This window comes from Hymenobacter sp. DG01 (assembly GCF_006352025.1).
Classification (GTDB): Bacteria; Bacteroidota; Bacteroidia; order Cytophagales; family Hymenobacteraceae; genus Hymenobacter.
The window spans coordinates 3,057,983-3,079,003 of record NZ_CP040936.1 but is presented as its reverse complement, the minus strand read 5'-3'; the positions used below and the strand labels follow the sequence as shown (position 1 = coordinate 3,079,003).

Annotated in this window: 16 protein-coding genes; 5 read left to right on the top strand and 11 right to left on the bottom strand. The window is 59.1% G+C overall.

Translation table 11 applies throughout. The annotated features are described in order from the left end of the window. The first annotated feature begins 84 nt into the window (after positions 1-84). From FGZ14_RS13040 to FGZ14_RS13025, 4 genes are all read left to right on the top strand, one after another. Positions 85-5,295, top strand: a complete 5,211-nt coding sequence (locus FGZ14_RS13040; RefSeq protein WP_139924677.1) for a hypothetical protein — start codon at positions 85-87, stop codon at positions 5,293-5,295. A gap of 287 nt (positions 5,296-5,582) precedes the next feature. After that, positions 5,583-6,224 carry a glycerol-3-phosphate 1-O-acyltransferase PlsY gene (gene plsY, locus FGZ14_RS13035; RefSeq protein ID WP_139924676.1) on the top strand — a complete coding sequence of 214 codons (642 nt, stop codon included), beginning with the start codon at positions 5,583-5,585 and terminating at the stop codon, positions 6,222-6,224. Positions 6,225-6,235: 11 nt separating this feature from the next. Next, the gene (locus FGZ14_RS13030; protein WP_139924675.1) at positions 6,236-6,775 is read left to right on the top strand and encodes a hypothetical protein; all 540 of its coding nucleotides are present in this window, start codon (positions 6,236-6,238) and stop codon (positions 6,773-6,775) included. Positions 6,776-6,873: 98 nt separating this feature from the next. Beyond that, entirely contained in the window at positions 6,874-8,235 is a 1,362-nt protein-coding gene (locus FGZ14_RS13025) for a dipeptidase (RefSeq protein WP_139924674.1), read from the top strand. Positions 8,236-8,336: 101 nt separating this feature from the next. On the opposite strand, the gene FGZ14_RS13020 is transcribed toward FGZ14_RS13025, so the two are convergent. The 3 genes from FGZ14_RS13020 to FGZ14_RS13010 all read right to left on the bottom strand — a co-directional run bounded on the left by FGZ14_RS13020 (position 8,337) and on the right by FGZ14_RS13010 (position 10,720). After that, positions 8,337-8,939 (bottom strand): porin family protein, encoded by a 603-nt coding sequence (locus tag FGZ14_RS13020; protein WP_180754349.1) that lies wholly within the window; start codon positions 8,937-8,939, stop codon positions 8,337-8,339. 106 nt (positions 8,940-9,045) lie between these two features. Further along, a complete protein-coding gene (locus tag FGZ14_RS13015) occupies positions 9,046-9,750 on the bottom strand; it encodes a porin family protein (RefSeq protein WP_139924672.1) in 705 nt (234 codons plus the stop codon). Positions 9,751-9,964: 214 nt separating this feature from the next. Then, positions 9,965-10,720, bottom strand: a complete 756-nt coding sequence (locus FGZ14_RS13010) for a porin family protein (protein WP_139924671.1) — start codon at positions 10,718-10,720, stop codon at positions 9,965-9,967. 278 nt (positions 10,721-10,998) lie between these two features. Between FGZ14_RS13010 and FGZ14_RS13005 the strand changes: the two genes are divergently transcribed. Then, the gene (locus tag FGZ14_RS13005) at positions 10,999-12,102 is read left to right on the top strand and encodes an acyloxyacyl hydrolase (RefSeq protein ID WP_139924670.1); all 1,104 of its coding nucleotides are present in this window, start codon (positions 10,999-11,001) and stop codon (positions 12,100-12,102) included. Positions 12,103-12,161: 59 nt separating this feature from the next. Here the strand turns inward: FGZ14_RS13005 and FGZ14_RS13000 are convergent, their stop codons facing one another. From FGZ14_RS13000 to FGZ14_RS12965, 8 genes are all read right to left on the bottom strand, one after another. Next, positions 12,162-12,278 (bottom strand): 30S ribosomal protein THX, encoded by a 117-nt coding sequence (locus tag FGZ14_RS13000; RefSeq protein ID WP_139924669.1) that lies wholly within the window; start codon positions 12,276-12,278, stop codon positions 12,162-12,164. A 67-nt stretch (positions 12,279-12,345) separates the two neighbouring features. After that, the gene (locus FGZ14_RS12995; protein WP_139924668.1) at positions 12,346-13,380 is read right to left on the bottom strand and encodes a quinone-dependent dihydroorotate dehydrogenase; all 1,035 of its coding nucleotides are present in this window, start codon (positions 13,378-13,380) and stop codon (positions 12,346-12,348) included. A gap of 239 nt (positions 13,381-13,619) precedes the next feature. After that, positions 13,620-15,158, bottom strand: a complete 1,539-nt coding sequence (locus FGZ14_RS12990; protein WP_139924667.1) for a YifB family Mg chelatase-like AAA ATPase — start codon at positions 15,156-15,158, stop codon at positions 13,620-13,622. Positions 15,159-15,292: 134 nt separating this feature from the next. Continuing rightward, positions 15,293-15,880, bottom strand: coding sequence for a D-sedoheptulose 7-phosphate isomerase (gene lpcA / locus FGZ14_RS12985; protein ID WP_139924666.1), 588 nt, complete (start codon positions 15,878-15,880; stop codon positions 15,293-15,295). A 12-nt stretch (positions 15,881-15,892) separates the two neighbouring features. After that, the gene (locus tag FGZ14_RS12980; RefSeq protein WP_139924665.1) at positions 15,893-16,333 is read right to left on the bottom strand and encodes a hypothetical protein; all 441 of its coding nucleotides are present in this window, start codon (positions 16,331-16,333) and stop codon (positions 15,893-15,895) included. Between the two features lie 256 nt (positions 16,334-16,589). Further along, positions 16,590-18,437, bottom strand: coding sequence for an ABC transporter ATP-binding protein (locus tag FGZ14_RS12975; RefSeq protein ID WP_139924664.1), 1,848 nt, complete (start codon positions 18,435-18,437; stop codon positions 16,590-16,592). A 106-nt stretch (positions 18,438-18,543) separates the two neighbouring features. Next, the gene (locus FGZ14_RS12970) at positions 18,544-18,903 is read right to left on the bottom strand and encodes an ADP-ribosylation/crystallin J1 (RefSeq protein ID WP_139924663.1); all 360 of its coding nucleotides are present in this window, start codon (positions 18,901-18,903) and stop codon (positions 18,544-18,546) included. A 115-nt stretch (positions 18,904-19,018) separates the two neighbouring features. Further along, entirely contained in the window at positions 19,019-20,902 is a 1,884-nt protein-coding gene (locus FGZ14_RS12965; RefSeq protein ID WP_139924662.1) for a hypothetical protein, read from the bottom strand. Between the last annotated feature and the right edge of the window lie 119 nt (positions 20,903-21,021).

Sequence of the window (21,021 nt, the reverse complement as noted above, 5' to 3'; positions counted from 1 at the left end):
GACGAGGGACGCGCCAATTGGGCGCGAAAAGTGCCGGGTTTTGCTGAAATTGTAGGCGATTAACCAGGCTTTGACGAATTTGATATGAAGCGTACTCTTTTTGGGTTGGTTTGCACGCTGCTGTTGGGATTGAGCGCTCCGGCCTGGGCCCAGCAAAAGCCAGAGCCAGCCAAGCAGCCCGCTGGTACGGCGGGGCCCGCTACCCCCCTGAAATGGTCGGGTAAACTCAGCTCAGACCCCCAGCAGTTTATGCTGGATGTGCAGGCCATGATGGCCAGCACCAACAGCGGTACGGCCCGGGCCACCGGCAACCGGCTGTTGCAGGTCTGGGCCAGCAACCGCCTTACCGCCACCCAGCAACGCTACATCGTGTCCCTGAGCCAGTACATGCTGGCCCGTAAGTTCCGGCCCAAACCGCACTTCGAGCATTTTTTTACGGCTATTGCGGCCGGTAACCTGGTGCAGAATTTCTCGGATCAGCAGATGACCGAGTTTCTGAGCGTGGCCGGCAAAACCTTGGAAAAGGAGCAGCCTACCGACGCCGAGAAGTTTCTGGCCAGTGCCGCCCAGTTCCTCGACGGCAAGTTTCTCTACCGCTCGCGTTATAGCACCCTGCGGGTGGTAGGCGGCACGTTCAGCTTCGCCTACAACGAAACCGACATGCCCTCCATGGCGCCGCCCGCTCCGGCGGCCCCGGTAACGCCGGCCCCCGCCACGGTTTCTACCAAGAAGCTTGACACCAAAGCCGCCAAGAAAAACAACGGCTGGGGCGACGAAGACCCCTGGGGCTCCGACAATGGCTGGGATACGCCCAAGAAGGGCAGCGGCACGGCGGCCAAGCCGGCCGCCGACAATGGCTGGGCCGATCAGGCGCCTAGCTATAACACTTACATGGCACCTTCTACCCGCGGCCCGGTGCTGCTGCTGAAGGACGCGGACCTGTTTCTGACCTCCTCCGGCGACTCGGTGTATATCCGCAAAACCAGCGGGGCGGTAGTGGCTACGCGCAGCCGCTTTGTGGGCTACGGGGGGCAGTTTGGCTGGCAGGTAAACACCAGCCCCGTTACGGCCGACCTGACCACCTACGACTTCGACATCAGCCGGCCCGAGTTTACGGCCCAGCCCGTTACGCTTACCTACCCTGCCGTGCTGGCCCAACCCGTACAGGGCTGGCTGGCCTACCGCAGCCTCAAGCGCAAAACGCCCACTACTGATACGGGCTACCCCCGCTTTATCTCCAACACCAACGATGCCCAGGTGAAAAACATCGGGGAGAACATCCGCTACTTCGGGGGCTTTTCGCTTTCGGGTAACCGGGCGTTGTCCTCGTCGCTGGACGGGGCCTTGTCGCGCATTATCGTGGATGTGGACGGTAAGCCCAAGTTCCGGGCTGCCTCGCGGGTGTATGAGCTGGGCGACTCCGTAATTACGGCTGCCCACGCTTCCGTAACCATTTACCAAGACAAGCAGGACTCGCTGACTCACCCCGGCGTAAAGCTTAAGTACAGCAAAAACAACCAGGTGCTGCAGCTGGCCCGCGAAAGTGGCCTCTACAAAACCACGCCCTTCTACGACTCTTACCACCAGATGGAAGTGACGGCCGAGCTGCTGACTTGGCCCGTGCGCACGCCCTACATCGACTTTTCCATTCTGACGGCCAAGAACCAGGTAACGGCCAACTTCGAGTCCAAGGAATTCTATACCAACACCCGCTACCAGCAGATCAAGGCCATCAATAAGCTCCACCCCCTGCAGATGGTGGTGGGCTACAGCCTGGAAAACGGCAACAAAAAGGTGTTTACGGTGCAGGATATCGCCACCTTCCGCCAGCTGAAGCCCGACAACGTGCGCACGGCGGTGGCCGGCCTGGCGCGTGACGGCTACGTGGCCTGGTACCCCCAAACCGACCAGATAGTGCTGCTGCCCAAAGCCATGCACTACGTAAATTCCTCGCGGGGCAAAAAGGACTACGACCACATTGCCATTAAGAGCCTCTCGCCCTCGGGCAAAAACGCTACCCTCGACCTGAACTCCAACGACCTGATTGTGCGGGGCGTGGACCGCTTCAACTTCTCCGATGACTCCGTGACGGTGTTCGTGAAGCCCGACTCCAGCGTGATTCGCATCCAGAAAAACCGGGGCGTGCAGTTCAACGGTACCGTGGTGGCCTCGGCCTTCGTGTTTAAGGGCAAGGAGTTTAAGTTCGACTACGACGGGTTCTATATCGATCTGGTGAAGATTGACTCCATCATCGTGAAGGGCAAGGGCTCGAAGGGCTCGGTGATGAAGGCCCGCAAGGACGTGGACTGGACCCTGACCAATAAAAAGAAAACCTCGGCCGGCCGCCTCTACATCAATGCGCCCAACAACAAATCGGGCCGCAAGAAGCTGGGTGCCTACCCCACCTTTGATGCCAGTACCGGGGCCTACGTGTACTTCGATAAGCCCGAAGTGCTGGGCGGGGCCTACGATACCACCATGTACTTTGACATTCCGCCCTTTAAGCTGGATTCGCTCAATAACAAAAACCGGGTTGCCGTGGGCTTCAAGGGCACGTTCGTGTCGGGCGGCATCATGCCCGACTTCCAGACCAAGCTCAGCATGCAGGAAGACGGTTCTCTGGGCTTTGTGTACAACCTGCCCAAAGACGGTTTCCCGCTTTATGGGGGTAAGGGCCGCCTCTATAACAAGGTGCGCATGAACAACCAGGGCCTGCAGGGGGTAGGCAACATCAAGTACCTGACCGGCGACTTTAACAGCGAGCAGTTCGTGTTCTACCGCGACTCGGTGGTGACGGTGGGCAAAACCGGTACTATTCTGCCGGGGCCCCTCAACGGGACGGAGTTTGCCAAAGTAACCCTGCTGCCCGGCTACCAGATGAAATGGGCCGTGAAGCAGGACTCGATGTACCTGACCTCCCAGCAGCAGGGCGAGTCCTTCAAGCTCTACGACAACCTCAACGGCTTCAAGGGCACGCTCACCTACACGCCCGGCGGCCTCTACGGCGACGGCCGCATGGATGGCCCCCAGTCATTTATCCGCTCTACGCAGTTTGCCTTCAAGCCTACCCGCTATACCGGCAAAAAGGCTACCCTGAACATTAAGTCGGCGGAGGTGAACAAGCCGGCCCTGACGGCCAACAACGTAAACTTCACCTACGACCTGAAAGCCGGCAACACCGAGTTTGCCCGTGAAGAAGGCGACAACAAATCGAGCATCGAGCTGCCGTATTCGCAGTACCGCACTACGCTTTCGGGTGGTAAGTGGGACTTCAAGAAGAAGCTGGTGCAGCTGCGCGTGGCACCCGGCGCCGACTCTTCGCGCTCTTTCTTCTACAGCACCAAGCCCGAGCAGAAGGGCCTCAAGTTCCAGGCCGCTACCGGCCAGTACGACCTGAGCCGCTACCGGCTGGTGGCCGGCGGCGTGCCCCGCATTTCCACGGCCGATGCCTGGGTTACGCCCGACTCCAGCAAGGTGTACATCCTGCCCAACGCCGAGATGCGCGCCTTCCAGAATGCCGGCGTGGTGATGGATACGCTGCACCGCTACCACCAGCTGTACAAGGGCGAAATCCGGGTGCTTTCGCGCCTGGCCTTCTCGGGCAACGCCCTGTACAACTACAAAAACGCCTCCGCCGACTCGTTCGCCATTAAGTTCGCCAACTTCCACGTCGATTCGATGGCGACCATGACAGCCTCACTGGGCAAGAACGGCAGCAAAGGCGGCGTGAAAGGCCTGCTCAAGCGGGGCCCGTCCGACGAGGACCAGCCGGCTTCGCCGCCCACTATTGCCGTAGCTACCCTGCAGGCCACCGACAAGTTTCACCTGGCTCCGCGCATTGCCTACCGGGGCGGCGTAACTATGAACTCCCAGAAGAAGGGCTTTACCTTCGATGGGCAAGCCAAGCTGAACTTCGTGAAATCGACGGCGGCTTCTGACTGGTTTGCTGTGCAGGATACTATTGACCCCAAAGGCATCCGCATCAAACTGAATGAGCCCAAGTCGCAGGATGGGACGCCGATGCTGTCGGGCCTGTTCCTCTCGGAAGGTACCGGCAAGGTGTACCCGCTGTTCGTGGCTACCAAGCCCGGCGTAACGGATATGAACCTGTTTGAGGTGGACGGTGACCTGCGCTTCAACCAAAAGCGCGGGCAGTACACCATCAGCCGCCACGACCCCGCTAACCCCGACGTGTACGAGGGCTCCGTGCTGACCCTCACCGACTCGACGGGCGCCCTCGACTTCCGGGGCAAGTTCAACCTCATCAACTCCAACAAAGATTACACCCTCACGGCCGCCGGTCTGGGCTACGCCAAGCCCGACAGCGCCATCTACGACCTGAACTCCTTCCTGACCTTCGACATTAACCTGCCGGAGAAGGCAGTGGAGGCCATGGCCGCTGACCTGGCCACCAACGCCAAAGGCGCCCCCGAGGCCCTCGATGGCTCGGCGGCTCAGCTCTACAAGATGGGCGAGTTTGTAGGCAGCAAGGTGGTACAGGACTACAGCACCCGCAAGGGAGGCTACGTGCCGCTCCAGAAGGTATCGGCTAAGTTCCTGCACACGGTGGTCCTGAGCCAGGTGAATCTGCGCTGGAATGAGAAGTTCAAGGCCTGGTACTCAGTCGGCAAAATAGGCCTGGTGAGCGTGGGCAAGAAGGACATCAACGCCCTGATTGACGGCTACATCGAAATCAAGAAGGAAAGCACCGGCGACGCCGTGGAGCTGTACCTGGAAGCCGAGCCCCAGACCTGGTACTACATCAAGTACTCCAACAACGTGGTTCTGGCGAAAGCTCAGCACGGCTCCTTCGACGAAATCATCGGCCTGAAAGCCAAAGGCGACTACAACACGGCCACGGAATACGGCTTCTACCTCGGCGACGACCAAGAGGTGCAAACCTTCCTCAACCACTTCCGCAAAGACTACCTCAAGGAAACCGGCAAGCGGAAAGTAAACACCACCCAGCCCCAGAGCACCGGCAACTTCGACTTCATGGAGGCTGACTCTAAAAAGAAAAAGAAGAAGAAAGATCCGGTAGAGGAGGCCCTGCAGGCCGACCCCAACGCTACCCCCCCGGCTGAGGAAGAGCCTACTTCCAAGAAAAAGAAGAAAAAAGACGAGCCCGTAGAGGCCGCTCCTACGGCCGCTCCCGCCGAGGACACTGGCAAGAAAAAGAAGAAAGAGGCAATAGAGGCTACCCCGCCTACCGACACGCCTCCCGCTGAAGACCCGAAGAAGGAGTCGAAAAAGAAAAAGAAGAAAGACGCCAACGACCCCTTCGGCGACGAGTAACTTAAAAAGCCCCGGCAGAAAATCTGCCGGGGCTTTTTGCTGGCCAGTAGGGTAGGGTAGGGTAGGGTAGGGTAGGAGCCACGCCGCTTGTCATCCTGAGCTAAGCAAAGGACCTCTCCCGCTTCGTTGGGGGTAGTGACTACTAACGGTAAGGGTCCTTTGCTTAGCTCAGGATGACAAGTGAGGTGAATAGCTTCATCATGCTATTCCATTGCCTTCTTCCTCTACCATCACCCCACTCGGCTCGTATCTTTACCTCATTGATTGAACTGCTACCCACCCTTTCCATGAATCTCCCCTTAGTGCTTGGCCTGCTGGTGGCCGCTTACCTCATTGGCTCTATCCCGACGGCTCTGTGGGTAGGCCGCATGTTTTTCGGGTTGGATATTCGGGAGCATGGGTCGGGCAACTCCGGAGCCACCAACACCTTCCGGGTGCTGGGCAAGAAGCCGGGCTCCTTCGTGATGGCCGTGGACGTGCTCAAGGGCTGGGCTGCTACCTCTCTGGCTCAGGTCATGCTTAACCAGGGCGCCATTCTGCCCGAGCAGCTACTGTATTATCAGCTGGCTTGTGGGGTACTGGCGGTGGTAGGGCACATTTACCCTATCTGGGCAGGGTTCCGGGGTGGCAAGGGGGTAGCAACTGTGCTGGGCATGATGCTGGCCATTGCCCCCGCCACGGTAGGCGTGTGCATTCTGGTGTTCATCACGGTGCTGCTGATTTCGCGCTACGTGTCCCTGTCCTCCATGACGGCCGGGGTGGTATTTGCCCTGCTGCAGCTGCTACCCCAGTTCCGGCCCGATAACTCGCTGCTGCTCTGGTTTGGCTTCGTGCTAGCCGCCCTGCTCGTGTACACCCACCGCGCTAACATTGGCCGCCTGCGTGCCGGCACCGAAAGCCGCGTGCCCATGCCGTGGGATAAGAAGTAAAAGCCATTAATATGAAAATTAACCTACTACTATTCTGGTGTTGTTTATCATCATACAGCTTCGCCGACGAGTGGCCGGAACTACAGAAGAAGCGCTATTATTCATCTAATCGTGCATATTTTGCCGATGTCATTCCAGCAAACCGTGCCACTGCTTGCTATGTAAAAGTATATGAAAACAGAGCAAAAGGTGTAGCGCTAAAATGGCAGCGAAATCTTCTGAATAAAGAAGCGCCTGCAAGTGCAGTTGTAGCTCCCGACGGTAGTTCCATTATAGCACTTGATAATTGGGGTTCTGTGGGGCGCGGGGCTAATGTGTTTGTTGCTTATGGACCTAAAGGGATGCTAGGCCGAAGCTATTCGCTCAAAGACTTTAGCCCTTTTCCCATTTCATCTTTTCCCCGAAGTGCCTCTTCTACTGTGTGGGCTTGCGGTGTAGAGTACGTTAATTCTAAAAGGGTAAGAATTTGTGTTACACCCGAACTAAATCCTGAGGTAGCCGCTACAAAAAAAATCTTGTTCTACAATCTACTGACAATGCGTTTTGAGTAAGACGCAGTCAGTGTATAGAAAACAGTTTAGCTGAATTATAGTGTTCGTGTAAGGCCTACTACCTTTACCCCCGCATTTCCAACCAACCCCACCGCCGCATGGCTTCCTACCTCGAGCAGAACCAGGAACGTTTCCTGAGTGAGCTGATTGACTGGCTCCGCATCCCCTCCGTATCCGCCGACCCCAAGTTTCATGGCGACGTGTTGCGCGCCGCCGAGTACCTGAAAACCCGCTTTGAAGAAGTGGGCCTGCAAAACGTGGAGCTGTGCCCCACGGCCGGCAACCCCATCGTGTACGGCGAAAAAATCATTGACCCCGCGCTGCCCACGGTACTCGTGTACGGCCACTACGACGTGCAGCCCGCTGACCCCTACGAGCTGTGGGATTCGGGTCCGTTCGAGCCCGTTATCAAGGACGGCAAGATTTACGCCCGCGGCGCCTGCGACGACAAAGGCCAGGTGTACATGCACGTAAAAGCTCTGGAGCTGATGAACCAGGAAGGCGGCGTGCCCTGCAACGTGAAGGTGATGATTGAGGGCGAGGAAGAAATCGGCTCCAACAACCTGGCCATCTTCGTCCGCAACAACCGCGAGAAGCTCAAGGCCGATGTTATCCTGATTTCCGACACCGGCATCCTGAGCAACGACCAGCCCAGCATTGAGGTAGGCTTGCGTGGCCTGAGCTACCACGAGGTGGAAGTAACCGGCCCCAACCGCGACCTGCACTCCGGCCTCTACGGCGGCGCCGTGGCCAACCCCATCAACGTGCTCTGCAAGATGATTGCCTCCCTGCACGACGAAAACAACCACATCACCATCCCCGGCTTCTACGACAAGGTAGCCGTACTGAGCGAAGACGAGCGCGCCGAGCTAAACCGTGTGCCTCACTCCGATGAGGAGTTTAAGCAGAGCATCGGCCTGCCCGCTACCTACGGCGAGGAAGGCTATACCACCGTGGAACGCATCGGCATCCGGCCTACGCTGGACGTGAACGGCATCTGGGGCGGCTACACCGGCGAGGGCGCCAAAACCGTTATTGCCTCCAAGGCCTACGCCAAGATTTCTATGCGCCTGGTGCCCCACCAGACCTCCGAGGAAATCACGGAAATATTCCAGAAGCACTTCGAGAGCATTGCGCCCGCCGGCGTAACGGTAGTAGTAAAGCCCCACCACGGTGGCGAGCCGGTAGTAACCCCCACCGACTCGGTGGCTTACCAGGCCGCTGCCGATGCTATGGAAACCACCTTCGGCAAACGCCCCATCCCAACGCGCGGTGGCGGCTCCATCCCGATTGTGGCCATGTTCAAGACGGAGCTGGGCCTGGATTCCGTGCTGCTCGGCTTTGGGCTCGACTCCGATGCCATCCACTCGCCCAACGAGCACTACGGCGTGTTCAACTTCCTGAAGGGCATCGAAACCATTCCGCACTTCTACCGCAATTACGCGGCCCGCATGCAGTAGCCGTACGGTTTGTTTCGCGCACAAAGGCCTGCCCGGGGAACCGGGCAGGCCTTTTTTATACAGCGGTGCGCTTAGCCGCAAGAGCTACTTGCCCCGGCGGCTTATCCCCCAATACGGTAGCCCAGCTGCAACTGAAAAGCCGAGTTAAACTGCTTTATCCGGTTGCCGAGCACGTCCTTGTAAATCGGGGTGAAGCCCATGTTGTAGCGGATACCCAGGCTGGGGCCGCTGCCGAACTGGTAGCCTACCCCAGCTATACCCCCAATATCCACCGTGTTGTAAAGGCTTTTATCAGTGCCCGAAATGGAGCCTGTACCACTTTTCAACTCGTTTTTCACGCCTACCAGAAAGCCTACCTGCGGGCCCAGCTCAAAGAAGGGGCCATCGGCATTGATGCGCAGCAGCACCGGTACGTCAATGTAGTGTAGGGTCGATTTCGATTCTACCGCTCCGTTTTCGGTGCGGGCGCCCTTCATGGAGTACAGGATTTCAGGCTGCAGAGCAATGAAATTCTTAGGCGCCAGCCCAAACTGCAGGGCTACCCCGGCATTGAGGCCGGCCTTGTACTTGTTGGCATCATTGGCGTCGTCGCCGGTGATGGTAGCCAGCGTAGCACCGGCCTTGATGCCTACCTGCACCGACTGTGCCCGGGCCAGACCAGCCGCACCAGCGACCAGCAACAGGGAAAGGGTGATTTTTTTCATGAGGATGAAATGTGAAAGCCGGGCAAAAGTAGCCGGAATCAGCAAAAATAAGCCCCGACGGTCCGGGCAGGGCAGTCGGGGCTGGGATGTGGGGTCGGGCCGGAGCTTACTTGCTCGGGAAGAGGTAGCCCAAAGAAAGCTGAAACGCCGAGTGACGGGCGTTGGCCAGGTCGCCGTTGAAGTAGCTGCCATTGTCGCTCTTCACGAAGTCGCTGAACGCGCCGGTGTAGCGCAGGTTCAGGCTGAGGCCGTTATCGGCCTGGTAGCCTACCCCCGCCACATAGCCCAACTCGCTGCGCTTAAAGCCGCTCACGTCTTTCTTGTTCTGCACTTCCGTTACCTGGGGCGTGCCGTTGGGCTGACGCGTGCGGGTTATCTGGGTTTCATCGTTGGCACTGAGCAGGTAGGAGTACTGCGGCCCGGCCTCTACAATCAGGCCGCCGGCGTTTACCTTCAGCAACACGGGCACATCGAGGTAATTGTAGTTTACCTTGCCCTCGCGCTTCTCGGTGTATCCTACCCCCAGCACGGTGTTGGTGTACTCGGTGGGCTTGTTTTCGAAGCCTTTCTGAGAGTAGAGAATTTCCGGCTGGATGGAGAAGAACCCGTCGCCGGTAACGTCGGCGTTTAGCATCACGCCGCCCAGAAAGCCAAACTTGTTGTTGAAGGTATTTTCGTTGCGGATGTTGCCGGCCAGGTTAGAGTAGTTGGCGCCGGCGCGCAGACCCAGGCGCACGCCCTGGGCGTAGGAAGAAGAGGAAACAGCGGCTACACCCAGCAGGGCAGCGGCAAAAAAGACGGTCTTTTTCATGGTGCAAAGAAGGTTGAGTGAAAGATGCACGCTTGAGCTAACTTCGAAAAGTGTGCCAGCCTTGCAGTTTTATCCCGAAAAAGTTCCACGCTTGGCTGCGTTTGCGCTGAAGTTTCTCTTGCTCAGTAGGGTATGAGGTAGCTTACAGACAGGGCCAAAACAAAAGGCTGCCCCCGCGTGGAGAGCAGCCTTTGTATAATGTGTGCAGGGCAGCTTACTTGGTCGGAATCAGATAGCCCAGCTGCAAGGTAAAGGCGTTGTTGAAGGCCTTGGGCTCGTTGTCCTGGTCCTTGGTGTCAATCAGGGAGTTGAAGCCGCGGGCGTAGCGCAGCCCCAGGCTGATGCCGCCATCGGTCATGTAGCCTACGCCGGCCACCCCACTGATATCAAACTGGGCCAGGTCCGACTTCGACGATTCGCCGCGCTTAATGCCGCTGTAATCCAGGAAGCCGCCGTCGTTATCGGTTTTGTTTTTGGTGCCGTCCGTGTATTTGGTGGTCGTCTGCTGCTTGTTTTTCGAGCCGAACAGGTAGCTTACCTGCGGGCCTAGCTCGAAAAACAAGCCGCCCGCGTTGATTTTGGCCAGCAGCGGCACATCCAGGTAGTGCAGCACGCGCTTCTGCTCAATTTCGCGGCTTTCCACGGTCTTGCCGTTTTCGGTGCCCAGGTTACCCGTTTGCTTCGACTGGATTTCGTAGCCTTTGCGGTTGTAAAGCAGTTCCGGCGCGAAGGAGAAGAACCCGTCGCTGCTCAGCGGAATGCTCAGCCCAATGCCGGCGTTGTAGCCCAGCTTGTAGTCGCCGAGGTCCGTGCTGTAGCCCGAGCCGGTAATCTGGCTTACGTTGTCGCCAGAAATGTTAGAGTAGGTTCCGCCAACTTTCAGGCCGATGCGGAAGCCGCCGGCGTCCTGAGCCTGAGCAATAGAAGCGGCTGATACGAGTGCAAGCGAGAGGGCTGCAAGTTTTTTCATAACAAAAGAGGAGAAGGAGTTAGGGGACGCGGTCAACAACACAATGTCAGACGCACAACTACCACGCGCAGTGTGGATTTCTGGGCCTATTAGCGCAAATTTGGTGTACAAGGTTGCGGATGAGCAGGCTTTTTCTTTAAGAATAAAGAAAGGATAACTTGTTCGTTTCCAGTAAACATCAACAGTAGAAGCATCTTACCGGCGCCCTATACCCGGCTGGTTTCCGTGGCAACACAGGCAGGTTTTCGTACTTTGGTACCTTTTGCAATCGGCCTTCTATGACAATTCGGAACGGACTGCTGGTAGCTGTTCTGCTCAGTAGCGCGGCCTTGGGCTACGGGCAGGCCCCGGCCGTAGCTCCTGCTCCTGTGGTGGTAGGAGCGTACGCCCAAGGCAGTTTCATCATTGCCCATACGCCGGCAGTGAAGCACCTGGCCGTTTCGCACCCCACCGGCTTCGAGCTGAATCTGCAGCGGCAAACCAACGGCTCTGAACCCTGGCATGCGTGGTACCGCTACCCCAAAGTGGGCCTGGCCCTGGTGTATTACGACTACCACAACCCGGTGCTGGGCAAGTCGTACGCGGCCAGTATCTATATCAATAAGGCCTTCTGGCGGCGTCAGGGACAGGAAATCAGCTTCCGGATTGGCACGGGGGTAGGGTACTTTCCCGTGCGCTACGACCAACTCAGCAACCACAAGAACACCATCGTCAGCTCGCGGCTGAACGCCACCATTCAAACCCGGCTGGAGTACGACAGGGCCCTGACCGAGCACCTGGGGCTGCTGGTGGGGGTAGGGCTCAACCACTATTCCAACGGCGCTACTACCAAGCCCAACTTTGGCATTAACCTGCCTACCCTGCTGCTGGGCCTTAACTACCACCAGCAGCGCCCGGCGCGCCCGCTCGATACCCCGCCCGAGCCAATGCCGGCCGATGTAGGCCGCACCTTCCTGAACCTGAGCTCCTCCGTGGGCTGGAAGCAGCGTAACGAAACCGACCCCCGCCGCTACCTTGTCAACTCGGTAACCCTGGCCGCCGGGTGGCGCCTCAACCGCAAAAGCAACCTGGTAACGGGGCTGGAAGGCTTCTACGACCGGAGCCTGCGGGCCCAGCTTCGGGACACTGCCCGCACCGACACCAACCTGCCCGACGTTAAAAAAGCCGGTGTGTATGTAGGCCACGAGCTGCTGTTCGGCCGGCTGGCATTTGTGTCGCACCTGGGCTTTTACCTCTACAATCCGTACAAATCCAATAAGTTCTACTACGAGCGGCTGGGGCTGAAATACCACTTCACCGAGCACCTGTTCGGCAACGTGGACCTAAAAGTGCACCGCGGCGCCGCCGATGTAATTGAGTGCCGGCTGGGGGTGAAGCTGTAGGCCCGGTGCTCGGGCGTAGCCCATAAAAAAGCCCCAAGCCGTAGCTTGGGGCCAAAGAGTTACTTTTTCTCGGCCGGTTTAACGGTGCTTTTCGCGGCTTGCTTCTTTTTACGATGCACGCCGAAGCTGCCGTTGTTACGCTTGCCGCGTTTGGTTTTGATGTCGCCTTTGCCCATGGTGCTACGTACGGTTAGAAGGTGAAAACTACCCGGATTTTACGCGGCGCCAGCCGGCAGGTTTGGCTCAGGAAACCGTCAGGGCCTGGTTGATTTGCTTCACCAGGGAAGGCCCTTCGTAGATGAAGCCCGAGTACAGCTGCACCAGCGCCGCACCGGCGGCCAGCTTCTCCTGGGCATCCTGGGCTGAGTGAATACCTCCAACCCCAATAATGGGCATTTTGCCCCGGCTCTGGCGGCTGAGGTAGCGGATAACCTCCGTGGCCCGCTGGCGCAGGGGACGGCCGCTCAGGCCGCCCGCGCCCAGGGCATTCACCTGGGCTTCGGGGGTAGTAAGCCCGGTGCGGCTGATGGTGGTGTTGGTAGCTACCAGTCCGCTCAGCTCGGCTTCCCGGGCAATCAGCAGAATGTCGTCAAGCTGGGAGTCGGTGAGGTCGGGGGCAATTTTGAGCAGCAGGGGGCGCGGGGTGGGCAGGGCCTGATTGCGCTCCTGCACCTGCTGGAGCAAGGCAATCAGGGGTTCCCGCTCCTGCAGCTGCCGCAGGTTCGGTGTGTTCGGCGACGATACGTTCACCACGAAGTAGTCCACCACCTCGTGCAGGGCCTCCACGCAAGCCACGTAGTCCTGGGCGGCCAGCTCATTGGGGGTGTCCTTGTTCTTGCCGATGTTGCCCCCGATAATCAGGTTTCGGTTGCGACGCTGGCGCAGGCGGTCGGCGGCGGCTTCGGCGCCCTGGTTATTGAAACCCATGCGGTTCACCAGGGCCTCATCCTGGGGTAGGCGGAATAGGCGCGGTTGGGGGTTGCCGGGCTGGGGGCGGGGCGTCACGGTGCCTATTTCCACAAAGCCAAAACCCAGGGCCGCCAGCTCATCAGTCAGCTCCGCATTTTTGTCGAACCCTGCCGCTATGCCCACCGGATTGCGGAAGGGCAACCCAAACACTTCCCGCTCCAGGCTCGGGTGCTGGTAGTCATAAAGCCCGCGCAGCAGGGCGGCCGCGCCCGGCAGGCGGTGGGCCCGTTTTAGGTTGTTAAACACCAGATGGTGAGCATCCTCCGCATCGAGCCGGAAGAAGAGCGGTTTAAGCAGCGCTTTGTACATGGCACCGCAAAGGTGGCGAAATGGTGAGAGAGTGAGGTGGTGAGGTGGTGAAATTGTGAAATGGTGAGCGGTGTGAACCCATGCTTTCTCTCCGTGTGACAAGCCTGATAAACAGACAAGCCCTTGACGCTCGCACAGTCGTCAAGGGCTTATTACGTCTCAAGGGGGTAGGGAATTGGTCAGGACAGACGGTTTCGGTGCCCTCGCCAACTCACTAGTTCACCATCTCTATCTCACTGCTACCCCGCCCAGCCTTCCCGATCGAGGCTGCGGTACTGAATGGCTTCGGCCAGGTGGGGGAGTTGGATGTCGTCGGTGGCGGCCAGGTCGGCGATGGTGCGGGCTACCTTCAGAATCCGGTCGTAGGCGCGGGCCGAGAGGCCGAGACGCTCCATGGCGGTTTTGAGCAGGGCCAGTCCCGCCGCGTCAACCCGGCAAATGTCCTTTACCATTTGGGAGGGCATCATGGCGTTAGAGTGGATATCCGGAAACTCCCGAAACCGCTCCGCCTGGCGCTGCCGGGCCTGCTCCACCCGCTCCTGAATCGAGCGGCTGTCTTCGGCGCGGCGCATTTCCGTCATCTGATCGAACGTAACAGGCGTCACCTCCACATGCAGGTCGATGCGGTCCAGCAAGGGGCCGCTCACTTTGTTGAGGTAGCGCTGCACTACCCCTGGCCCGCACACGCACTCTTTTTCCGGATGGTTATAATACCCGCATGGGCACGGGTTCATCGAGGCTATCAACATAAAATTCGCCGGGAAATCTATGCTGACTTTGGCCCTTGAGATAGTCACGCGCCGCTCTTCCAGCGGCTGGCGCATCACTTCCAGCACCGTGCGCTTAAACTCGGGCAGCTCGTCCAGGAACAGCACACCATTATGGGCCAGCGAGATTTCGCCGGGCTGCGGGTTGCCCCCACCGCCTACCAGCGCCACATCGGAAATAGTATGGTGCGGACTGCGGAACGGACGGGTGTTCAGCAGGGAAGCATCAGCGCCGAGCTTGCCCGCCACCGAATGGATTTTGGTGGTTTCCAGGGCCTCCTGCATGTTCAGCGGGGGCAAGATGCTGGGCAGGCGCTTAGCCAGCATGGTTTTGCCTGCGCCGGGCGGGCCGATCATGATAACGTTGTGGCCGCCGGCCGCCGCAATTTCCAGGGCCCGCTTGATGTTTTCCTGGCCCTGCACATCGGCAAAGTCGGCGGCGTATTGGTTGGCGGTGTATTGGAATACGTTGCGCGTGTCCACCGTTACGGGCACAATTTCCAGCCGGCCTTCCAGAAAATCGACGGCCTCCTGCATGGTGTCCACCGGAATTACGTCGAGGTTGTTCACAATGGCCGCCTCCTGAGCGTTGCCGCGGGGTAGGATAAACCCTTTGAATCCCTCCTTGCGGGCCTGAATGGCAATGGGCAGTACACCTCGAATCGGGCGCAGCTCCCCATCCAGCGCCAGTTCCCCCATGATGACGTACTCGTTCAAGCGTTCTGTGGTGAGCTGCTGAGAGGCGTGTAAAATACCCAGGGCAATGGGCAAATCGTAGGCCGAGCCTTCCTTGCGGATATCGGCGGGCGCCATGTTCACCACCACTTTGGTGCGCGGCATGCGGTACCCCCGAAACTTCAGGGCCGCTTCCACCCGCTGCTGGCTTTCCTTGATGGCATTATCAGGCAGGCCCACCACGAAGAACCCCGTGCCCTGTGATACTACAACTTCAATGGTGATGGTATTGGCGTTAACTCCCTGAACGGCGGAGCCGTAGGTCTTGGTAAGCATACTGTAACTAAGAAAATGATAGAAGGTAACGGATAGCGAAAATACAGGAAATATAGCACGGGCTTCAGCCCGTAGCCGGAGTTTGGAAATATATTCTTCCGAAACTCCGGCTACGGGCTGAAGCCCGTGCTACGTTACTTCACCAGCTGCTCAATAAGCATGATCATGATGTGAATGGCCTTGATGTGGATTTCCTGAATCCGGTCGGCGTAGCCGGAGTGCGGAGCCCGAATTTCTACATCGCTCAGGCCGGCCAGCTTGCCGCCGTCCTTGCCCGTCAGGCTTACCACCTGCATACCAGCCGCCCGGGCGGCTTCGGCGGCCAGCAACACATTGGGCGAGTTGCCGCTGGTGCTGATGGCCAGCAGTACATCGTTGGGGCGGCCCAGGGCTTCCACGAAGCGACTGAACACCCGGTCGTAGCCGAAGTCGTTGGCTACGCAGCTCATGTGCGAGGCTTCGGTGAGGGCAATGGCGGCCAAGGCGCGGCGGTCTTGGCGGTAGCGGCCGGTTAGTTCCTCGGCAAAATGCTGGGCGTCGCAGAGGGAGCCGCCGTTGCCGCAGGTCAGGATTTTGCCGCCCTGGTCCAGGGAAGCGGCCATCAGGCGGGCCGCCTGTTCAATGGCCTGCAGGTTGGCGGGATCTTGCAGAAAACGGTCGAGCACCGACTGCGCTTCGGTCAGCTCGGCCCGAATGAGGTCAGAAAGCGGGAGTTGAGTCACGCCCCAAAGATACTAGAGCGGCCGGTTCGGAGCATCGGGCGGCGAGAGGGGGGTAGGGCGCGGGGCGTTGCTCAGGCCCGGGTCGGCGGCGGAATAGCCCGACCGGGGCTCGCCATCGGGGTAAGTGGTGGTGCCAGTCCGGGGGGCGCCGGGAGCCCGCTCGGCGGTGGTTCGCTGCTCCATCTGGTAGTCGTAGAGGCGGGCCTTAAGCTCGTTAATTTTCGCGTCGCGGGCCGTTACTTCGCGGCGTAGCAGCACGCTATCCAGGTTTTCGGTGATGAGCTGCAGACCTAGCAGCACCACGGCCGCTACCAGCATCCCGAAGTACAAAGCTTCTGGGGTGCCAGCCATGCCCACAAAACTGGCGCGCACGGAGGGCAACAGCAGTACCAGCAGCGCCAGCAGCAGGAATACCATCACCAGAATCGTAACCAGTCGTTTGAGAGCAAGCATGAGCAGTAGCAGGTTGTGGTGGAGTACAGAACTAGCCCTCATACGGAGCAGCCCAATTCGCGGACTAAATATAGGCTTTTCACAATGGGAATAGGCTCTATGGTTCAGCTCGCTGTAGTGGCCGCTTGCGTGTGTCCTTTTATGTGTGGCTTCTTGCCTGGAAGGGGGTAGGAGCTCCGCTGGCTAATCGACAAAAAACCCTGTCATCCTGCGTTACCAGCGCAGGATGACAGGGGTTACTTTACAACCGCCGGTGTTATACCAGGGCCGCGTTGCTGGTTTGCATCAGGCTCAGGCGCTGATAAAGGCCACCTTCGCGGCGTTGGAGTTGCTCATGGGTGCCGCGCTCCACAATGCGGCCGTGCTGGAGCACCACAATTTCATCGGCGTGCTGCACGGTGCTTAGGCGGTGGGCAATAACCAGGGAAGTGCGGTTTTGCATGAGGCGCGTCAGGGCTTCCTGCACCAGCTTTTCGCTTTCGGTGTCGAGGGCGGAGGTGGCTTCATCCAGAATCAGGATGGGCGGGTTGCGCAGAATGGCGCGGGCAATGCTCAGGCGCTGCCGCTGTCCCCCGGAAAGCCGCGAGCCCCGGTCACCGATAACCGTCTGGTAGCCTTCCGGCGAGGCCATGATGAAATCGTGGGCGTTGGCAATGCGGGCGGCTTCCATCACCTCCTGCTCGGTGGCCTGGGTATTGAAGCGGATGTTGTTGAAAATGGTGTCGTTGAACAGGATACTTTCCTGGGTAACGATGCCCATCTGGTCGCGCACGGAATGAATGGTGCAGTCGCGCACGTCGTGACCGTCGATGAGGAGCTGCCCGCCGGTTGGGTCGTAGAAGCGGGGTAGCAGATCGGCCAGGGTGCTTTTACCGCCGCCGCTGGGACCCACTAGCGCCACCGTCTTGCCCTTCGGAATCGTCAGGTTGATGTCCTGGAGCACGGGCGTATCGCCGTAGCCAAACTGCAGATTCCGCAGCTCGATTTGTTGCTCGAAGGGGGGTAGGACCCGCGCCTCGGGCTTGTCCCGAATGACGGGCTCGGTGTCAATAATGCTCAACACCCGCTCGCCGGCCACCAGCCCGCGCTGAATGTTACCAAACGACGACGACAAAGCCTTGGCCGGTGTGAGCACCTGCGAAAACAGAATCACATAGCCGATAAACGTTTCCCCGTTCAGCTCCGACTGTCCGCCCAGAATAAGGGTGCCGCCGAAGTACAACAGGCCCGCTACCACCGAAACGCCGGCAAACTCCGAGAAAGGCGAGGCCAGGTCGCGGGTGTTGTCGATGGCGCGGGACGTGCGGGCGTACTGGTCGTTCTGGTCCTCGAATTTGCCTTTGATGTAGTCCTGAGCGTTGAATGCCTTGATAACCCGGATGCCGCCCAGCGTTTCGTCAATCACCGACAGCATAGTGCCTAGCGTGCTCTGGCTCTGTTTGGCCTGAGTGCGCAGGCGCTTGGCTACCGTGGCAATAATGCCGCCCGAAATCGGTAGCAGAATCAGCGTGAACAGGGTCAGGGGCATCGAAATATGAAACAGCACCGCGAAGTAGGCAATGATGGTCAGGGGCTCCTTGATAACGGCCGTCATGGTGTTCACCACGGATGTTTCCACCTCCTGCACATCAGAAGTAAAGCGCGACATCAAATCACCTTTCCGCTCCCCACTGAAAAAGCCCAGTTGCAACCCCACGATGCGGTGGTACAGGTCGCGGCGCAGGTTCCGAATCACGCGGGCCCGCACCTTGGCCAGCAGCCGCAAACTCAGGTAGCGAAACACGTTGCTGAGCAGCACCGAGCCTACCACTACCAGGCACACAAAGGCCAGAGCCCCAAGCTTGCCGCGGTCGGCCAGCACATCGGCGAAGAAGTAATTGAACGTGTCCGTCACCCACTGAATGGAAGGCCGAAACGCCGGAATATGGTCAGGAGCCTGCATTTCCACGGTGCCGGTTTTGTCGAACAGCACCTTCAGCAGCGGAATGATGAGGGTGAAGTTGGCAATGCTGAAAAAGATGGTCAGCACGGTGAACAGCAGGTATTGGGGCAGAAATACGGCCCACGGCCGGGCGTACTGCAGAATGCGGAGGTAGGTCTTCATCGGAAAGGCAAAGGTAGGGCATTCTGGAAGCTGCCATAAGAGCAAAGCCCCGCGCCGGATCGGGCGCAGGGCTTCACGAGCCTGAGGGGGTAGGGCCTCGGGCTGCTTACTCGGCCTTAAACACGCTTACCACTTCAATCTGACCAATGATATGAAGGTTGAACTCCGCCAGCTCTTCGGCCGGTATCCACAACTCATCATGCTCCGGCCCGCCTACGTTCTGCACCGGAAACTGGTCGGCATAATCCGCCTCCACCGCGAAGCGGAGTACGTAGCCTACGCCGTAATAAGGCACGTTCCAGTCGCGGGCAATCTGGGCCGCATACTGTTCATTCAGGACCGGGTAAAAAATAGGCTGCTCCGGCAGGCGCGGCGGAAACGCCAGCCACCCCGATGCCGCAATCAAATCCAGCTCCGCCTGATTTACGGGGCGGTACAGCAGCGTCGTGGCAGACTCGTGGCGCATTTTGGTGATAGAGTGATGAGGTGATGGGGTAATGAGGTGGAGAGTTTTCGCTGTCTGGCCCGGCTGGGCATTCCTGCCCATTCTCTATTGACCTTATTACCCCATCACCCAAAAATTAAAACTCGTGCAGGCGTTGGGCGATGTTCCAGCGCAGGGCTACCGAGGCCAGTACCCCGCCATCGGCGGTGAAGTTGGGAGCTACGGGGCCATCGAAGGAGCGGTGGCGGTACACCAGTTTGCCATCGAGCCAGAGGTTGTGAGCGGCCTGCCAGGTACCGGTCAGGTCGCCGTGGAAGAGGTAGGAGGTGAGGCCCGCGCCTACTTTATAGCCGTACTCGGTGGGCCGGGTGTTGTAGGAGCGCAGCACGTTGTTGCCGTAGTTGGTGAGTGCCGGATCAGCCCCGGCTGGGTCGAGGCCCTGCTTTACCAGGAAGCCCTTAGCTACCACATTCAGGCGGGGTAGGGGCTGGTAGCTGGCAATGCCAATCAGTTCCCAGAGGTTGGCGCCCATGGGGTGGGCCAAGGGCTGAGCCGCGTGCTGGTAGGCCCGGAATCGGTCTTCGTGCTGGTAGGTGAAGGGGCGGATAAAGTTGAACTCGCCCTGCAGGTCGAAATTGCGGATGCCGGCCACATTGAGGTATTTGGCCCCCAACTGCACGGCCTGCTTATTGGCCCACCAGCCATTGCCGCTCCGGATTTCGCTCAGTACAAACTCATCCAGAATCAGCTGACCGTAGAGCTGCACCCGGTTGCGGATGTTCCACTTAAAATCGGCCCCCAGCAGGGCGTTATCCTCGGAGCCCGCACTCTGCTCCACAGCCCGGTAAAAGATGATGGGATTCAGGTACTGCAGCTCCAACCCGCGGCGGCGCTGGCGGTTTACCGGAGTTTTGTTGGGCCCTATATAGTCAGTCACCGTTTGGTAGCCGCTGTACATCACGCTTTCAAACACACCCACGTTCAGGTTGGGCTTGATGTCGAAGCTCAGGTGGTGGAAGGCCAGATACTTGCGCTGGTAGTCCCGGTCAAGAGCCGGGTTATCGGCCACCAACTGGGCAAACAGGTTCTGGTAATGAAACTTCCAGATGCGGGTATTGATCTTCAGGAAGAGGTAGGGCGCCGCGTAATCCGACAGAATCAGGCTGCGGTACCCGTTGCCAATCTGGTTCCGGTCGTGGCCCAGCTGCAGGCTGACGTGCTTGCCGGCCGCGTACGAGAGGTAGCCGCGGGCCGAAAGAAAATCATACTGGCCGGGCGTGTTCTTGAATGGTTTCCAGAACCCTTCGTGGGCCACGGCACTGTCGCGGGCTATGCGCTCCTGCACGTAGAGCGGCACCGCCATCTGGTTATCGGCCAGAAAAGTGTAGAAGCCCAGGCGCTTATCAATGGTGCCTTCTACCTGCACACCGCGCGTGTTCAGGAAGCTGTAGCTTTTGGAGCCATCGGAGTTGCCCAGGCTCAGGGCCAGCACGGGGTTTACGCGCAGCGAGAAATCGGGCGTTTCGATGCTGTACAGGTCCGAGCGCCGCTCGTAGAAATGCTTCAGAATGGGTTGCTCGCGCAGATTCGTGGCCGAGTCCAGGCGGGCATCGTGCCAGTTGTCGCGCAGCAGGTAGCGAAGGTTGAAGCGGTCCTGGCGCGAGAAGCCGGCCGTGGAATCCAGCAGCATGCGCTCGGCCAGCCGGGCTACATCGGCGCGGGTGTAGGGCCGGATACCGGTGTGCAGGCGCACCAGCGAATCGGAGCCGTGCAGAATAGCATACCGGTCAATGAGGCGATACACGTCGGCATCCAGGGGCACGTAGGTAGAGCCCATCGTGGACCTAGACGGCTCATCGGAGTCCAGGTTCCAGGCGGCGGGCCGGTAGGGCTTGGGCGCCCCCGAGTAATCAAGCCAGGTGCCTTTGCCGTCGGTGGGGCGGGTAGGGGTGTCCTGGGCCCCCGCCGAGGTAGCCAGCAGGCTGGTAAAAGCCAGGGGTAGAAGGTAGGATTTTCTCATAAGCAGAGCCGTTTACGCCGGGGCGGGCGCTCGGGTGGGCAAACCTACGGAGTTTGCGCAGTATTGGACGGGGAAGCACGGGGTATAACGTCGCAAGTTACGCGGCAGTACCTTTGCCC

Excerpts from the sequence above, each read along its gene's own strand:
- FGZ14_RS13020 (WP_180754349.1), bottom strand. The coding sequence starts at position 8,939 with ATGAAAAAAATCACCCTTTCCCTGTTGCTGGTCGCTGGTGCGGCTGGT.
- FGZ14_RS12965 (WP_139924662.1), bottom strand. The coding sequence starts at position 20,902 with ATGAGAAAATCCTACCTTCTACCCCTGGCTTTTACCAGCCTGCTGGCT.
- FGZ14_RS12975 (WP_139924664.1), bottom strand. The coding sequence starts at position 18,437 with ATGAAGACCTACCTCCGCATTCTGCAGTACGCCCGGCCGTGGGCCGTA.
- plsY (WP_139924676.1), top strand. The coding sequence starts at position 5,583 with ATGAATCTCCCCTTAGTGCTTGGCCTGCTGGTGGCCGCTTACCTCATT.
- FGZ14_RS13030 (WP_139924675.1), top strand. The coding sequence starts at position 6,236 with ATGAAAATTAACCTACTACTATTCTGGTGTTGTTTATCATCATACAGC.
- FGZ14_RS13015 (WP_139924672.1), bottom strand. The coding sequence starts at position 9,750 with ATGAAAAAGACCGTCTTTTTTGCCGCTGCCCTGCTGGGTGTAGCCGCT.
- FGZ14_RS13000 (WP_139924669.1), bottom strand. The coding sequence starts at position 12,278 with ATGGGCAAAGGCGACATCAAAACCAAACGCGGCAAGCGTAACAACGGC.
- FGZ14_RS12970 (WP_139924663.1), bottom strand. The coding sequence starts at position 18,903 with ATGCGCCACGAGTCTGCCACGACGCTGCTGTACCGCCCCGTAAATCAG.
- FGZ14_RS13040 (WP_139924677.1), top strand. The coding sequence starts at position 85 with ATGAAGCGTACTCTTTTTGGGTTGGTTTGCACGCTGCTGTTGGGATTG.
- FGZ14_RS13025 (WP_139924674.1), top strand. The coding sequence starts at position 6,874 with ATGGCTTCCTACCTCGAGCAGAACCAGGAACGTTTCCTGAGTGAGCTG.
- FGZ14_RS13010 (WP_139924671.1), bottom strand. The coding sequence starts at position 10,720 with ATGAAAAAACTTGCAGCCCTCTCGCTTGCACTCGTATCAGCCGCTTCT.
- FGZ14_RS12980 (WP_139924665.1), bottom strand. The coding sequence starts at position 16,333 with ATGCTTGCTCTCAAACGACTGGTTACGATTCTGGTGATGGTATTCCTG.
- FGZ14_RS12990 (WP_139924667.1), bottom strand. The coding sequence starts at position 15,158 with ATGCTTACCAAGACCTACGGCTCCGCCGTTCAGGGAGTTAACGCCAAT.
- FGZ14_RS12995 (WP_139924668.1), bottom strand. The coding sequence starts at position 13,380 with ATGTACAAAGCGCTGCTTAAACCGCTCTTCTTCCGGCTCGATGCGGAG.
- FGZ14_RS13005 (WP_139924670.1), top strand. The coding sequence starts at position 10,999 with ATGACAATTCGGAACGGACTGCTGGTAGCTGTTCTGCTCAGTAGCGCG.